18 protein-coding genes, 1 tRNA gene and 1 other RNA gene are annotated in these 14091 nt (G+C 33.1%); 14 read left to right on the forward strand and 6 right to left on the reverse strand.

Going from position 1 to position 14091, the window contains the following annotated elements:
* Positions 1-41 precede the first annotated feature (41 nt).
* From SIB45_RS00605 to ftsZ, 6 genes are all read left to right on the forward strand, one after another.
* Positions 42-114: transfer RNA gene (locus SIB45_RS00605), tRNA-His, on the forward strand.
* Positions 115-186: 72 nt separating this feature from the next.
* Positions 187-1581: a tRNA (N6-isopentenyl adenosine(37)-C2)-methylthiotransferase MiaB gene (gene miaB, locus SIB45_RS00610; protein WP_011863421.1), complete on the forward strand. Its 1395-nt coding sequence runs from the start codon at positions 187-189 to the stop codon at positions 1579-1581.
* A gap of 13 nt (positions 1582-1594) precedes the next feature.
* Entirely contained in the window at positions 1595-2662 is a 1068-nt protein-coding gene (locus SIB45_RS00615) for a D-alanine--D-alanine ligase family protein (protein ID WP_011863422.1), read from the forward strand.
* Between the two features lie 10 nt (positions 2663-2672).
* Positions 2673-3083 (forward strand): hypothetical protein, encoded by a 411-nt coding sequence (locus tag SIB45_RS00620; RefSeq protein WP_011863423.1) that lies wholly within the window; start codon positions 2673-2675, stop codon positions 3081-3083.
* Positions 3080-3805, forward strand: coding sequence for a cell division protein FtsQ/DivIB (locus SIB45_RS00625; protein WP_011863424.1), 726 nt, complete (start codon positions 3080-3082; stop codon positions 3803-3805). Before SIB45_RS00620 ends, SIB45_RS00625 begins: the two co-directional genes overlap by 4 nt.
* A gap of 179 nt (positions 3806-3984) precedes the next feature.
* Positions 3985-5100: a cell division protein FtsZ gene (gene ftsZ / locus SIB45_RS00630; RefSeq protein ID WP_011863425.1), complete on the forward strand. Its 1116-nt coding sequence runs from the start codon at positions 3985-3987 to the stop codon at positions 5098-5100.
* A 12-nt stretch (positions 5101-5112) separates the two neighbouring features.
* On the opposite strand, the gene ffs is transcribed toward ftsZ, so the two are convergent.
* Positions 5113-5209, reverse strand: an RNA gene (gene ffs / locus SIB45_RS00635) — signal recognition particle sRNA small type.
* 47 nt (positions 5210-5256) lie between these two features.
* Here ffs and panB point away from each other — a divergent pair.
* Positions 5257-6030, forward strand: coding sequence for a 3-methyl-2-oxobutanoate hydroxymethyltransferase (gene panB / locus SIB45_RS00640; RefSeq protein WP_011863426.1), 774 nt, complete (start codon positions 5257-5259; stop codon positions 6028-6030).
* Here the strand turns inward: panB and hemW are convergent.
* On the reverse strand, positions 6023-7246 hold the full coding sequence (gene hemW / locus SIB45_RS00645) for a radical SAM family heme chaperone HemW (protein ID WP_011863427.1): 1224 nt from the start codon (positions 7244-7246) through the stop codon (positions 6023-6025). The two genes, panB and hemW, sit on opposite strands and share 8 nt — an antisense overlap.
* A gap of 96 nt (positions 7247-7342) precedes the next feature.
* Between hemW and SIB45_RS00650 the strand changes: the two genes are divergently transcribed.
* The 7 genes from SIB45_RS00650 (at position 7343) to SIB45_RS00680 (ending at position 12409) form a co-directional block, all read left to right on the forward strand.
* Positions 7343-8452, forward strand: coding sequence for a PIN/TRAM domain-containing protein (locus tag SIB45_RS00650; protein ID WP_011863428.1), 1110 nt, complete (start codon positions 7343-7345; stop codon positions 8450-8452).
* A gap of 40 nt (positions 8453-8492) precedes the next feature.
* The gene (locus SIB45_RS00655; RefSeq protein WP_011863429.1) at positions 8493-9155 is read left to right on the forward strand and encodes an ATP-dependent Clp protease proteolytic subunit; all 663 of its coding nucleotides are present in this window, start codon (positions 8493-8495) and stop codon (positions 9153-9155) included.
* A gap of 24 nt (positions 9156-9179) precedes the next feature.
* On the forward strand, positions 9180-9791 hold the full coding sequence (locus tag SIB45_RS00660) for an ATP-dependent Clp protease proteolytic subunit (RefSeq protein ID WP_002807795.1): 612 nt from the start codon (positions 9180-9182) through the stop codon (positions 9789-9791).
* Between the two features lie 111 nt (positions 9792-9902).
* Entirely contained in the window at positions 9903-10892 is a 990-nt protein-coding gene (gene ilvC, locus SIB45_RS00665; protein WP_011863430.1) for a ketol-acid reductoisomerase, read from the forward strand.
* Positions 10880-11893 carry an adenosylcobinamide-phosphate synthase CbiB gene (gene cbiB, locus SIB45_RS00670; protein ID WP_011863431.1) on the forward strand — a complete coding sequence of 338 codons (1014 nt, stop codon included), beginning with the start codon at positions 10880-10882 and terminating at the stop codon, positions 11891-11893. The genes ilvC and cbiB overlap by 13 nt, the downstream gene beginning before the upstream one ends.
* A gap of 55 nt (positions 11894-11948) precedes the next feature.
* Positions 11949-12194, forward strand: a complete 246-nt coding sequence (locus SIB45_RS00675) for a chlorophyll a/b-binding protein (protein ID WP_011863432.1) — start codon at positions 11949-11951, stop codon at positions 12192-12194.
* Positions 12195-12196: 2 nt separating this feature from the next.
* Complete coding sequence (locus tag SIB45_RS00680) at positions 12197-12409, forward strand: hypothetical protein (protein ID WP_041484720.1); 213 nt, start codon at positions 12197-12199, stop codon at positions 12407-12409.
* Here the strand turns inward: SIB45_RS00680 and SIB45_RS00685 are convergent.
* From SIB45_RS00685 to SIB45_RS00700, 4 genes are all read right to left on the reverse strand, one after another.
* Positions 12404-12661: a hypothetical protein gene (locus SIB45_RS00685; RefSeq protein ID WP_011863433.1), complete on the reverse strand. Its 258-nt coding sequence runs from the start codon at positions 12659-12661 to the stop codon at positions 12404-12406. The genes SIB45_RS00680 and SIB45_RS00685 overlap by 6 nt on opposite strands.
* A gap of 58 nt (positions 12662-12719) precedes the next feature.
* Positions 12720-12962, reverse strand: a complete 243-nt coding sequence (locus tag SIB45_RS00690; protein WP_011863434.1) for a hypothetical protein — start codon at positions 12960-12962, stop codon at positions 12720-12722.
* A gap of 54 nt (positions 12963-13016) precedes the next feature.
* Positions 13017-13274 carry a hypothetical protein gene (locus SIB45_RS00695; RefSeq protein ID WP_225866351.1) on the reverse strand — a complete coding sequence of 86 codons (258 nt, stop codon included), beginning with the start codon at positions 13272-13274 and terminating at the stop codon, positions 13017-13019.
* A 189-nt stretch (positions 13275-13463) separates the two neighbouring features.
* Positions 13464-13739: an HU family DNA-binding protein gene (locus SIB45_RS00700; RefSeq protein WP_002806330.1), complete on the reverse strand. Its 276-nt coding sequence runs from the start codon at positions 13737-13739 to the stop codon at positions 13464-13466.
* Between the last annotated feature and the right edge of the window lie 352 nt (positions 13740-14091).

Here is a 14091-nt window from a genome sequence, read left to right on the forward strand (position 1 = left end):
ATGAAAAATTACCCTTGAGTTGTTAAATTTATAAATGTGAGGCGGGCGTCGCCAAGTGGTTAAGGCAGCGGCTTGTGGCGCCGCTATTCGGGGGTTCGAATCCCCTCGCTCGCCCTCAAAAATATTGCAGCAAAATTATTTAACTTGTAATTTTGAATTAAAGAATCATAAAAAATTCCTAGCAAAGTGCTAACAAAAACAAAATCAGACGAAATAAAAACTCAAAAGGATTCAACTACTGGCAGTTATTGGATAACCACATTTGGATGCCAAATGAACAAGGCTGATTCTGAGAGAATGGCAGGGACATTAGAGAAAATGGGATACACCAGAGCAGATAATGAATTAAATGCCGATTTGGTCTTGTACAATACATGCACTATTAGAGACAATGCAGAGCAAAAAGTTTATAGCTTTCTAGGAAGACAAGCAAAAAGAAAGCACAAAACACCTAGATTAAAACTTGTTGTTGCAGGTTGCCTTGCTCAGCAAGAGGGAGAATCCTTACTAAGAAGAGTCCCAGAACTTGACCTAGTCATGGGCCCTCAACATGTAAATAACCTTGAGAATCTTCTGGGGAAAGTTGATTTAGGAAATCAAGTTGTTGCTACAGAAGAAACCTTCATATCTGAAGATATAACAAGTGCCAGGAGAGAAAGCTCTATTTGTGGCTGGGTTAATATCATCTATGGATGTAATGAAAGATGTTCATATTGTGTAGTCCCCTCTGTCAGAGGAAAAGAGCAATCAAGATATCCAAATGCGATAAAAAGTGAAATCCAAAAATTAGCTGATGATAATTTCAAAGAAATTACTCTTTTGGGTCAGAACATTGATGCTTATGGTAGAGACCTTCCAGGAACTACAAAAGAGGGTAGAAAAGAGAATACCCTAACTGATCTTTTGTATTATATTCATGATGTTAAAGGAATTCGCAGAATAAGATTTGCTACTAGTCATCCAAGATATTTTTCAAAAAGGTTGATTCAAGCTTGTTATGAACTTGATAAAGTCTGTGAACATTTCCATATCCCCTTCCAAAGTGGAAATGATGAAATTTTAAAGCAAATGTCCAGAGGATATTCTATTAAAAAGTATAAAAATATTATCGAGAACATAAGGTCATTAATGCCAGATGCATCAATCACAGCTGACGCGATAGTTGCTTTTCCAGGAGAAACCGAGAAACAATACCAAGATACATTAAAGCTTATATCAGAAATTGGCTTTGATCAGGTGAATACAGCAGCATACTCTGCAAGACCAAATACGCCTGCAGCAGTTTGGACGAATCAACTTTCGGAAGAGGTAAAAAAAGCTAGATTACAGGAAATTAATGATTTGGTCGAGAAAACTGCTAGGAGTAGAAATCAAAGATATATCGATAATATCGAAAGCGTTTTAATTGAGGGTTTAAATCCAAAAAATTCCTCTCAAATTATGGGAAGAACTAGAACAAATCGATTAACTTTCGTAGAGATTCCCAAAAACATTAACTTTAATTTTTCTTTGGGAGATGAGATAAATGTCAGAATAAATGAAGCAAGACCTTTTTCTTTAACAGGAGAACTTTCTTTATAAAAATTTTTTTTAAATGATCGGGGAAAAGAAAAAATGTATTGGGTTAATATTTGGCGGGCATTCCAATGAACATGAAGTATCGATATCCTCTGCAAAAACAGTTTTTAAAGCATTTAAAGCACAAATAAATAGAGAACGCTTTACAGTTAAAGCCTTTTACATAAACAAATATGGAGATTGGCTTGATAGTGATATTTCAGAAAAAATCCTAACTGGTGAAATTGAAAACTATAAAACAAAAAAACAAGAAATTTTTAATCAAGAAAAAATTAACTTCCTTGACGGAATAGAATTTCAAAATATTGATGTTTGGTTTCCTCTTTTACATGGATTTAATGGTGAAGACGGATCAATTCATGGCTTAATTAGATTTACAAAGAAACCTTTAGTCGGGTGCGGAATTATTGGCTCTGCACTTGGAATGGATAAAATATTGATGAAAACAATTTTCTCAAATCATAAACTGCCACAAGTTAATTACCTAGTTTTTCAAAATGAAGATCTCAACGATAAACAAGTAAAAAATAAAATTATTAATGAAATTTTAAAAAAATTAAAATTTCCTGTTTTTGTTAAACCATCGAACTCTGGATCATCTCTTGGCATCTCCAAAGTCAAAAATGAATCGGAAATATTACTAGCATTAGAAAAGGCTTGGGGAATTGATCCAAGAATCTTAATAGAGGAAGGTTTAGAGGTAAGGGAAATTGAATGCGGAATAATTGGGAATTCAAAACTCATAACCTCTGAAATAGGCGAGGTAAATTACGAAAGTGATTGGTATGATTACGATTCAAAATATCACTCAAATAATAAAATAATTATCCCAGCCGAAATAGATTCTAAAATCACAAACGAAATTAAAGAAATTGCTATTAAAAGTTGTAGAGCACTAAATATTTTCGGTTTTGCAAGAGTAGATTTCTTTTTAGAAAAATCTTCAAATAAAATTTTACTAAATGAAATAAATACAATTCCTGGTTTTACAAAAAACAGTATGTTTCCAATGCTTTGGGAAGCTTCAGGTTTAAAAATTGAACAACTTGTGGCTAAACTGGTAGATATATCTTTAGATTTGTAATTTAAATAAAATGTTGCATGGACTACTTTGGTTACCATTACTTTTAATCTTCATTTTATTAACTGCACTTGGATGGTTAGAAAGAAGAAGGCAAAATCTTTTTAGAAGTTGGGCTAGTGATTCTGAACTGTGCAAGTTGGATAGTTCAGGTGCAGCGTCTTTAAAAAATGGGGAGTTAAAGTGGAGCGCATTTGAAGCTGGCAAATTTGAAGAAAAAGATTGTTTTACGATCAAGAAACTGGAATTAGTTGAACTAATGGCACTAACTTCAGGTGAAGCTCCTCTAACAAGTGAATCTCAAGGTAAGTGCAGGTTGAGATTAGTAGGGGATGGGAAAGAGATGGATGTACCATTTTCAGATGCAGAGCAAGCGAGAGAATGGATGGATCAACTGATGGAAAAAGCTCGATGTGATTTGTGAAAAACAAAAAAGGAATCAAAAATAGAAGCTTTTTTTTTCTAATTTCATTTTTATTTTTAACAAGCTTATTAAGCATAAAAACACTCAAAAAAGTTGATACTCAGGACATTAGGATTTCTGGTAGTGAATTATTTGCGCAAAATGATGTGATACAAAATTCATCTTTAAATTTTCCTATCCGATTAATTTTTGTTGAAACTAATTTGCTAGAAAAAGAGTTAAAACAAAATTTATCTCTCAAGAATGTTTCGGTAAGCAGAGAACTATTTCCTTTTGGTTTGAAAGTTCAAATTAATTCAAGAACTCCAATAGCTTACGGTGAGAGAATATTAAACGACGAAAAAATATTAGGCTTCATTGATAAAGATGGAATTTTTATAAATAAACAAAATGTGGATGAAAAAAATTTGAAAAAATTAACCATAAAAGTTTTTGGTTGGAAAGAAAAATTTAAAAAAATATTATCTGAAATTTTTATTGCCATAGATAATTATGAATTAGAGATAGTTAAAATAACTTTTTCATCCGATGGGTTTCTAACTGTTGAGGAAAAAGATTTAAAAACAATATTCTTAGGATTAAAGCCAAATTTAATCAACAATCAATTTCAAAAAATCAATTATCTTAAAAATGAATTTAAGAAAAATAACTTTTCAAAAAAAATAGATAATATTGATCTTACTAATCCAGATAAACCAAAAATAAAAGTGTTCAAACCCTAATATTTGAAAAAGGATTTTGAGTAATTTTTTTTAATTATTGTAGTGTTGATATGGGTTTTGCATTCAAAACAAAATATTTAATAAATAAATATTTTAAGGATTTTCTTCAACAAATTCCTACATATGAGCGCAGTAAGTTCATAATGCACCCAATACTAGTAAAAGATTCCTATTAAGAGATGAGCTTCGGTAACAATCCAAACTTTGATCAATCGAGAGAAATCCTTCCAAGCCAAAACGCCAAAATAGAAGTTATTGGTGTAGGTGGTGGTGGCAGTAATGCAGTCAATAGAATGATAAATAGTGATTTAGAAGGTGTTTCATTTAGAGTCCTCAATACGGATGCTCAAGCCCTACTACAATCTTCTGCAGAAAGTAGAGTTCAACTTGGACAAAACCTCACTAGAGGTTTAGGTGCAGGTGGGAATCCAAGTATTGGGCAAAAAGCAGCCGAAGAATCCAAAGAAGAGCTTCAACAAGCTTTAGAGGGATCTGATCTAGTTTTTATAGCCGCTGGAATGGGCGGCGGAACTGGTACAGGTGCTGCTCCCGTTGTTGCAGAAGTAGCCAAACAAAGTGGTGCTTTAACAGTAGGAATAGTAACCAAACCATTTTCTTTTGAAGGGAAAAGAAGAATGCGTCAAGCAGAGGAAGGGATCGCAAGACTAGCTGAAAACGTTGATACTCTTATAGTTATTCCAAATGACCGATTAAAAGACGTTATAGCAGGAGCTCCTCTTCAAGAAGCATTTAGGAATGCTGATGATGTTCTAAGAATGGGAGTCAAAGGCATTAGTGACATAATTACTTGCCCAGGATTAGTTAATGTTGATTTTGCAGACGTTAGATCAGTTATGACTGAGGCTGGCACTGCACTTCTTGGAATAGGTATAGGTTCAGGAAGATCGAGAGCTATAGAGGCAGCCCAGGCAGCAATGAATAGTCCTTTATTAGAAGCAGCAAGAATTGATGGAGCTAAAGGCTGCGTTATAAATATTACTGGAGGCAAAGACATGACATTAGAAGACATGACCTCTGCATCTGAAATTATTTATGATGTTGTTGATCAAGAAGCGAATATTATTGTTGGTGCAGTGGTCGATGAGGCGATGGAAGGGGAGATACAAGTTACTGTAATTGCTACAGGATTTGAAACAACTCAACCATTAAACCAGCAAAGAATAAAAAACAGATTATCTAATCAACCCTTATATAATTATTCAGACAATAAAGAATCAGGAGCAAGTATTCCCGAGTTTTTGAGATTAAGGCAAAATAAAAAAGATATAGGTTAAAAGGTAAAATAGAGTGACTCGGTTATCTCGCCTGCCTCAAGCATCCCTTGTGGCTGCTACCTTCCGGTCCTGACCAGGTTTAGGCGTTAAAACCGCGAAAGGCCGAGTCAAAATTATATTAGCAATTCTTGATTAAAAAAGATACATAAAATTATTATGTTACCTTCAGACCTAGTTAATTATAAAAAAAAATCTCGCAAAATCATTGCACTAACTGCTTGGGACTCCATATCAGGATCTATTGCAGAACAAGCAAATGTTGATCTCGTACTAGTAGGAGATTCATTAGCAATGGTCTGCTTAGGATACCAATCAACATTGCCAATAACTTTAGAAAATATAATTTATCATACTAATGCTGTTTCAAGAGGATTTAAGAAAAAAATTGAGGAACAACCTCTAGTCGTTTCAGATATGCCTTTTATGACTTACCAATGTGGCGAGGATAAGGCTGTTGAGTATGCAGGGAAAATCATTCAGAGCACTTATGCAAAAGCTGTAAAAGTGGAAGGAGCTGAACCAGAAATACAAAAAGTTATTTCTAGATTAATAAGAATGGGAATCCCTGTTATGGGTCATATAGGTCTTACACCACAAAGCTATCTAAATATTGGATTAAGAAAACAAGGAGAAAGCTTGGCAAGCCAAGAAAAAATTAAGAAAGAGGCTTCAATTCTTGAAGAATTAGGATGTTTTTCAATAGTTCTTGAACATATTCCTGATTTGCTTGCTAAGGAAATACAAAATTCATTAACAATTCCCACAATAGGTATCGGCGCAGGTAATTATTGCGATGGGCAAGTAAGAGTTACAGCAGATTTGCTAGGCCTCAATGATGATCAACCCCCATTTTGCCAACCAATTATCCAAGGAAAGAAATTATTTAAGGATAAATTAAAAGAATGGGTAGACTCTGAAAGGCTTAGTTAATCTCATCCCACCACTTAAACATAGAGACAAGAATTTGATTACTAAGTTCCATGCCATTAGGCTCACTTAAAAAGAATCTATTCCCCTTTCTTACTAGTAGTCCACTTTCAAGAAATCTCTCCCATTCTTCAACCAATTTACTGAAGTTGCTTTCCAATTTTTTGTTTTCCCAGTTTTGCTCTTTAAACACTTCTTTGATATCTACACCCTCTTTAAGTCTTAATCCCAACATTATTTTCTCATCAAGTTCTTTATAAACAAACCCCTTATTAGTTAGGGATGAATCTAAATTAAATTCGTCTTGTCTTGTTACCCATTCTTTATATTCTTTACTAACTCTTGGTCGAGTAAACTTTTCTCCCCAAGGTGAACTAGTGGAACCTTGACCAAAACTCCACCAGCCTAAACCACTCCAATAAACTCTATTATGTCTCGATTGGTGTCGCGGAAGGCAATAGTTTGAGATTTCATATCTTGAATACCCTGATTTTTTTAAAATTAAATGTGTTGATTCACTATTTCTAAAAGCTTCTTCATCACTTGGAAGTTTTAATTTGCCTAAATTAATTAATTTTTTAAAAACAGTGCCATCTTCAATATTTAAATCGTAAATAGATAGATGAGGTGGTGAAAATGTAATTGCTTTTTTTAAGTCATCTTGCCATTCCTTAAATCCACTTAGTGGCAAGTTTTGAATTAAATCTAGACTCCAGCTTTTTATTAACCCGTTATCATATTCTCTCTTCAACCATAAACAAGATTTCACTGCATCTTCTTTCAAATGACGCCTTCCCGACTTTTGAAGTATCTGATTATTAAAACTTTGTACTCCAAGACTAAATCTATTTATCCCAGCATTTATGAATCCGAAAAGATCATCTTGAGTAAAACTTGCTGGATCAACCTCCATAGTAATTTCAGCACCATAGTCAATTCCATAATTTTCTTTAAAAAGATTAACCAATTCTTTGATTTGGGCAGGATCTAAGATTGATGGTGTACCACCTCCTATATAAATTGTCGATAGAGGTGATTTATGCTTAATTGACAATATTTCTTTATATAAAAATTGCAAATACTCCTGAACTGTTTTGCTTCCATAACCTTTTAAAGTTTCAACTTCGTTTCCTAATGGAATAACTGCAAAATCACAATAAAAACACCTTCTGTGGCAAAAAGGAATGTGCACATAAGCACTTCTTGGAAACTTATTCATAATCTAAATTCATTTTTAAGCTCCAAAAAAGTATTAAGGATCGAAAAAAATAAAATCCTTATTTACTCAATTAATAAATCCTAGTAGATTATAGATATGACAGATATCTTAGTATTAATTTTATTTGTATTGTCTGGGGCTGCTTCAGGGTGGCTTGGTGTTGATTTATTGCCAGTAGACATACTCAAACAGGTATCTAATGTAGAAGGTTTTAGAATTGTTTTAGCAATAATTGGTTTTTTTGTAGGATTAGCAGCTGGTTTTGTATTCCTTCAACTTAGAAAGACTTTTCTTGATCAAATAAGAACAATGCCTACGGACTTACTAATTAGTAGGTCTGTTGGATTAATTTTAGGATTACTTGTTGCGAATCTCCTATTAGCGCCAATACTATTAATTCCCTTCCCTAGAGAGGTTTTTTTCGCAAAACCATTAGCAGCTATATTAAGCAACATTTTCTTTGGTGTACTTGGTTATAAGTTGGCAGATACCCATGGAAGGACATTATTGAGATTATTCAATCCAAATAACACTGATGCATATCTAGTCAATGAAGGAATTCTCCCTGCTGCAAGTCCAAAAATTCTAGATACTAGCGTAATTATTGATGGAAGAATCAATGGTCTATTAAGTTGCGGCTTACTGGAAGGACAATTAATTGTTGCTCAAAGTGTAATTGATGAATTACAAACTTTAGCTGACTCAAGCAGTAATGAAAAAAGGTCGAAAGGCAGAAGAGGTCTCAAGTTATTAAAAGAATTAAGAGATTTATATGGGAGAAGACTTGTAATAAACCCAACAAAGTACGAAGGTAATGGGGTAGATGAAAAACTCCTTAAAATTACCGAGGATATGACAGGAACTTTAATTACGGCTGACTATAATCTCTCACAGATAGCTGAAGTTAAAGAATTAAAAGTTATGAATTTGAGTGATTTGGTTATTGCTTTAAGGCCAGAAGTACAGCCAGGAGAGTCACTTAATATAAAAATCGTGAGAGAAGGTAAAGAGAAAATGCAAGGTATTGGATATTTAGATGACGGCACAATGGTTGTTATTGATGAGGCAAAGAATTTTGTTGGTACCAGATTAGATATTGTCATCACAGGAGCATTACAAACTCCCACTGGAAGAATGGTCTTTGGAAAACTAATAAATAATCCTGAGTCAAACAAATCTTTTAAATCACCAGCGACACAGGGCTAAATCTAGCTAGAATCAATTTAATCTTAATTTTGTGATACAAATGACTGTATCTGCTCCTTATTACGGCGAAAACACCGTTATGAGGACCCCGCCCCCAGATCTCCCCTCTCTTTTACTGAAAGAGCGGATTGTTTATCTTGGTTTACCATTATTTTCAGATGATGATGCAAAAAGACAACTAGGAATGGATGTTACTGAGCTAATCATTGCTCAACTTCTTTATTTAGAGTTTGAGGATCCAGAAAAACCAATCTATTTCTATATCAATTCAACTGGGACAAGTTGGTACACTGGTGACGCCGTAGGTTTTGAAACAGAAGCTTTCGCTATCTGCGATACCATAAGCTACATTAAGCCTCCAGTGCACACGATATGTATTGGACAAGCAATGGGGACTGCCGCAGTTATTCTTTCATCTGGCACTAAGGGACATCGAGCCGCTCTTCCACATGCTTCTATTGTTTTGCATCAACCTATAAGCGGAGCGAGAGGTCAAGCAACCGACATCCAAATAAGAGCTGAGGAAGTTTTGAAAAATAAAAAATCAATGCTGGAGATTTTATCTCGTAATACTGGAAAGACCATCGAAGAACTCTCAAAAGACTCTGACAGGATGAGTTATCTCAACCCACAAGAAGCCCTAGATTATGGAGTTATCGATAGAATACTTACAAGTCAAAAAGATCTACCAAATAAAATTTAACACTCACAAAACTATTTTAAAATCATGCCAATAGGAACTCCAAGCGTGCCTTACAGACTTCCAGGAAGTCAATACGAAAGATGGGTCGACATATATACAAGACTAGGTGTTGAAAGAATTCTTTTTCTCGGACAAGAAGTGAATGATGGTATTGCTAATAGCCTTGTTGCACAAATGCTTTATTTAGATTCTGATGATAATTCCAAACCTATCTATCTGTATATAAATAGCCCAGGAGGATCAGTAACTGCTGGCTTAGCAATTTATGACACTATTAAATACGTAAAAAGTGATGTAGTAACCATATGCGTAGGCCTCGCAGCTTCCATGGGAGCGTTCCTATTGGCCGCTGGTACAAAAGGTAAAAGAGTTGCTTTGCCCCACAGCAGAATAATGATTCATCAACCCTTAGGAGGGACATCTCAACGCCAAGCGAGTGATATTGAAATAGAAGCTAAGGAAATTTTAAGAATTAAAGATATGTTAAACATGTCTATGGCAGATATGACAGGCCAATCATTTGAGAAAATTGAAAAGGATACTGATAGAGATTATTTTCTAAGTGCGGAAGAAGCAAAAAATTATGGATTAATTGATAGAGTAATCACACATCCAAGCGAAGCAAATCAGTCTTAAACTTTCTAAATTAATATTTTAATTTTAATTTTTTAAATTAATAATTTTTTTGGTTTATTGCCACCTTAATGTCTAAAATATTAATTATCAAATGCAAAGAAGCTACAACTAATGACCCAACTCTTTTACGACACAGATGCAGATCTAAGTCTTTTAAATAATAAAACAATAGCGATTATTGGATATGGATCACAAGGTCATGCACATGCCCTAAATCTTAAAGATAGCGGTATGGATGTAATTGTTGGATTATATAAAGGAAGTAAGTCTGAAAGCAAAGCTATTAGCGATGGTCTAAAAGTATTTAGCGTTTCTGAAGCTTGCGAAAAAGCAGACTGGATTATGATTCTCCTCCCCGATGAGTTTCAGAAAGACGTTTACCTTAAAGAAATAGAACCAAACTTAAAAGAAGGAAAGATACTAAGTTTTGCTCATGGCTTCAATATAAGATTCGGACTAATCAAGCCTCCTAGTTTTGTGGATGTTGTAATGATTGCCCCAAAAGGACCTGGACACACTGTTCGTTGGGAATATCAGAATGGTCAAGGAGTTCCAGCACTGTTTGCAGTTGAGCAGGATTCTTCCGGAAGTGCAAGATCATTGGCAATGGCTTACGCTAAAGGGATTGGCGGAACGAGAGCTGGGATTCTTGAAACAAACTTTAAAGAAGAAACAGAAACTGATTTATTTGGCGAACAAGCGGTTTTGTGCGGAGGATTATCAGAACTGGTTAAATCAGGATTCGAAACTCTTGTTGAGGCAGGTTATCAACCCGAACTTGCTTACTTCGAATGCTTACATGAAGTTAAACTTATTGTTGATTTAATGGTGAAGGGAGGCTTATCTCAAATGAGAGATTCCATTTCAAATACTGCAGAATATGGAGATTATGTAAGTGGTAAAAGACTTATCAATAGTGATACAAAGAAAGAAATGCAGAAAATCCTAAAAGATATTCAAGATGGAACTTTCGCTAAGAATTTTGTCGAAGAATGCGATAAGGACAAACCATTAATGACAAAATTAAGAGAGGAGAACTCAAAACATGAAATTGAGAAAGTGGGTAAAAGTCTGCGCTCGATGTTCAGTTGGCTGAAATAAATTTATTTTTAATATTCCTTGGATCGATTGGTTTTGATTTTTTAATCGGCGATCCAAGATTTTTAATCCACCCAGTTCAAGTAATTGGCTTTTACATAAAAAAAATATCTGATTACCTCATAAATAATTGTGGGAAAAATAAAAATATATTGTTTTGGGGAGGTTTGATCGTAGCCATATCAACCATTGGAATGAGTTTTGGTTTAGGTAAATTGATAGAACTCATTTATTTTCAATCAAGAAATAATTTTTTTTGTGGATTGCTAATTTTTTTTGGACTTTCAAGTTGTATTGCGACTAAGGGACTTATTTCAAGTGTTAAAGAAATTGCAGCGCTAGTAGAACGCGAAGAAAATAATGACCAAAATAAAAGAATAATCAAAGAGAAGGTACAAAGGATAGTAAGTAGGGATGTAAGTTCATCTTCTTTAGAACATCTTTTGAGATCAAGTACAGAGAGTCTTACCGAAAATTCTGTTGATGGAATATTTGGGCCATTATTTTGGATTTTTATTGGAATTTTTTTGATGAAATTTTCAATTTTTCTGCCAGGCCCTTTATCTCTTGGTTTTTCTTATAAAGCTATAAGTACTCTAGATTCAATGATAGGTTACAAATATGATTATTTTAGATATTTAGGTTTTTTCAGTGCAAAAATCGAAGATATGTTTACGTTTGTTCCTTCAAGATTAGTTTTAATCACATTACCTTTAGTTAGTCCCAAAATAAATGAGTATGGATCAATCCTAAAAAAAAGCTATCTTGATGGTAAAAAATATGATTCGCCTAATGCTGGGATTTCAGAAGCTATATTTGCTTATATTTCTGGTATAAAATTGGGTGGTAAAAGTAAATATAAAAATGAGATTATTGAGAAGCCAATAATCAATGCGAATGGAGATATTTGCACTGGAAAGAACATCAAATATATTTGTCAATTAATTTTGAGGTTACAATTTTTATGGATAATACTTTTTGTCTTAATTTTTTTTATAATTTAGACCTTAATTTAATAATAAATTAGTTTTAAGATTACTAGAATATGCAAAAAACTTTATGCAAGAAAACGGCGCTTCAATAGAAAATCAAAAAGATGATTTTACTAATACATCATCAACTGATAATGAATACTCAAAATGGGTAGATAACCAGGGAGATGAAGTAAAAAATGTTTTTGGATTTAATAGCAGTGCTGAACTTGTAAATGGTAGAGCAGCAATGATCGGCTTTTTAATGCTCATATTAACCGAGTTAGTTTTTAGCGGCAGACCTGTAACTTCTTCAATTTTTGGTATTAATTAAATATGGAAGCAAAAAAATCTAATCCAATAAAAGTATTCTTATACATATCTGTATGGGTAATTATTTGGGGCACTATAGGATCTTTAGTCGATTTTCCTCTATATAAAAATAAAATCTACTTAGAAGGAAGCATATATCAATATCTTACTTTCACGGTTACAGCGATTATTTCAATTGTATCTGCCAAGTTTTTTTACAAGAAAATTGATTTATAAAAACTTGTACCTGAATTTCTTAATAATTTTTGCTGGTTCTTTACTTTCATTGGACTCGTAAAGTATCCACTGATGAGTCTCAGTATCATGATCACAACCATAATTTACAGATGGGTTATCGTAACTAGAAAGATATGAATGACAAATTTGATCTGCCTCAAAAGCAGAGTCGTAACCTGTTAGAAAATATATCAAAAATAGAACAGTTATTAACAAAAAAAATACTTGAGAAACTAAATTAAACACCTTCATAAGATATTCTAAAGTTTAAATATATCATCTAATAAATTTTTTCGATCTAAAAATATAGCTAACGGCCTAAATTAAATACAAAGTCATGGAATTCTTGATTCTTTAAATACAGGATGACTAGCAATACTAAAATTATATTTAAGCCTATCACAATTGACCCAAAAATGTTTATTTGTTTTTTACCTGGCAAAGTGTAGGTAAATTTCTTGCCTTTAAGAAAACCAGCTAAGCCTTTTTTTTCTTTTATTTGCGTATTTTGAGTATTATTCTTAACTTCATTATCAGAAAAACCTTTTACCATTACAAATTAAATAACAAATTTATAATATTCCAAAAAAATTAATTATTTTAATAATTAACAATTTTTAATCACATATGGGATCATTAGTGAAATTCTCTCATTAGAGAAATTATTAAAAAAATAAGCTTCAATAATTTCCGTTTGCAACCCCAATAAACTTGATTGACATTTGAATCTATTTTGATCAAATACTACTAATTGAAGTTTTTCTATTTCAGAAACTAATTCTTCACATAATTGGGTTCGGGAATCTGCAAAACAATCACTAAATTGTTTTAAAATCTTAGACTTTGTTGGTATTGTTTCTGCCATAAGGAAATTTGATAATAATAAAAGTTTTAAGAATAAAGTAGTTAAAAATTTCATTACTTTTTAAAATTTCAAAATTTTGGATACTTCGGCAGAAGTTTTGGTCATTGATCTAATTGCATTTTATTGCAATAAAAAAAAGATGCTCTAAAAGAGCACCTTGTTATTAAAGGAAGAAATAGATTAAAAAGATTACCCTTGAACTCTATCCTTAAAAAGTTTACCTGCAGAGAATGTTGGAACTCTTTTAGCGGGTATTGCTATTTTTTCGCCTGTCTTAGGGTTTAATCCCTGTCTTGCAGAACGATCTCTTGGTTCAAAAGAGCCAAATCCTAGTAAAGAGACTTTTTTGCCTTCCACTACTGAATCAACAATAGTTTCAATAGCTGCATCGACAACTAAAGAAACATCCGTTTTTGTGAGCTCCGTACGAGCTGCTACAAGATTTACTAAATCAGCTTTGTTCATTGAAATTTAAATTAAAGCTAAGGGTTAAAAAAAGATTTAAATCGAGTTTTAAACCTCGAACTTTCACATCATATGGAGCAAATACAAATACGGCAACCGAAAATGCCGGCGGCGCAAAGCTTTATACAAATTTTAGGGACATTTTTAGCAACATTATTTGTTTTTTGTAGCCACGCTTTTTCATTTATAAAAAATAGCCTCTTCATTTAGAGAATAGCAAAAAGCCTTAGTGGCACTGGATTTAGCATTAAAAATTTAACTTCATTTAGCGAAGGGAAAAAATTTAAAAGGGGGGTGAATTTAAGAATTTGAGCTATTTATTATGTTTTATTAATTTTCAGATATATTTCCT

The sequence above is a fragment of the Prochlorococcus sp. MIT 1304 genome (assembly GCF_047305015.1).
In the GTDB taxonomy this organism is placed as follows: Bacteria; Cyanobacteriota; Cyanobacteriia; order PCC-6307; family Cyanobiaceae; genus Prochlorococcus_A; species Prochlorococcus_A marinus_E.

What these genes read in the sequence shown, in the direction of transcription:
- SIB45_RS00615 (WP_011863422.1), top strand. Translation starts at nt 1,595, where the DNA reads ATGATCGGGGAAAAGAAAAAATGTATTGGGTTAATATTTGGCGGGCAT.
- SIB45_RS00620 (WP_011863423.1), top strand. Translation starts at nt 2,673, where the DNA reads ATGTTGCATGGACTACTTTGGTTACCATTACTTTTAATCTTCATTTTA.
- ftsZ (WP_011863425.1), top strand. Translation starts at nt 3,985, where the DNA reads ATGAGCTTCGGTAACAATCCAAACTTTGATCAATCGAGAGAAATCCTT.
- panB (WP_011863426.1), top strand. Translation starts at nt 5,257, where the DNA reads ATGTTACCTTCAGACCTAGTTAATTATAAAAAAAAATCTCGCAAAATC.
- hemW (WP_011863427.1), bottom strand. Translation starts at nt 7,246, where the DNA reads ATGAATAAGTTTCCAAGAAGTGCTTATGTGCACATTCCTTTTTGCCAC.
- SIB45_RS00650 (WP_011863428.1), top strand. Translation starts at nt 7,343, where the DNA reads ATGACAGATATCTTAGTATTAATTTTATTTGTATTGTCTGGGGCTGCT.
- SIB45_RS00655 (WP_011863429.1), top strand. Translation starts at nt 8,493, where the DNA reads ATGACTGTATCTGCTCCTTATTACGGCGAAAACACCGTTATGAGGACC.
- SIB45_RS00660 (WP_002807795.1), top strand. Translation starts at nt 9,180, where the DNA reads ATGCCAATAGGAACTCCAAGCGTGCCTTACAGACTTCCAGGAAGTCAA.
- ilvC (WP_011863430.1), top strand. Translation starts at nt 9,903, where the DNA reads ATGACCCAACTCTTTTACGACACAGATGCAGATCTAAGTCTTTTAAAT.
- SIB45_RS00675 (WP_011863432.1), top strand. Translation starts at nt 11,949, where the DNA reads ATGCAAGAAAACGGCGCTTCAATAGAAAATCAAAAAGATGATTTTACT.
- SIB45_RS00680 (WP_041484720.1), top strand. Translation starts at nt 12,197, where the DNA reads ATGGAAGCAAAAAAATCTAATCCAATAAAAGTATTCTTATACATATCT.
- SIB45_RS00685 (WP_011863433.1), bottom strand. Translation starts at nt 12,661, where the DNA reads ATGAAGGTGTTTAATTTAGTTTCTCAAGTATTTTTTTTGTTAATAACT.
- SIB45_RS00690 (WP_011863434.1), bottom strand. Translation starts at nt 12,962, where the DNA reads ATGGTAAAAGGTTTTTCTGATAATGAAGTTAAGAATAATACTCAAAAT.
- SIB45_RS00695 (WP_225866351.1), bottom strand. Translation starts at nt 13,274, where the DNA reads ATGGCAGAAACAATACCAACAAAGTCTAAGATTTTAAAACAATTTAGT.
- SIB45_RS00700 (WP_002806330.1), bottom strand. Translation starts at nt 13,739, where the DNA reads ATGAACAAAGCTGATTTAGTAAATCTTGTAGCAGCTCGTACGGAGCTC.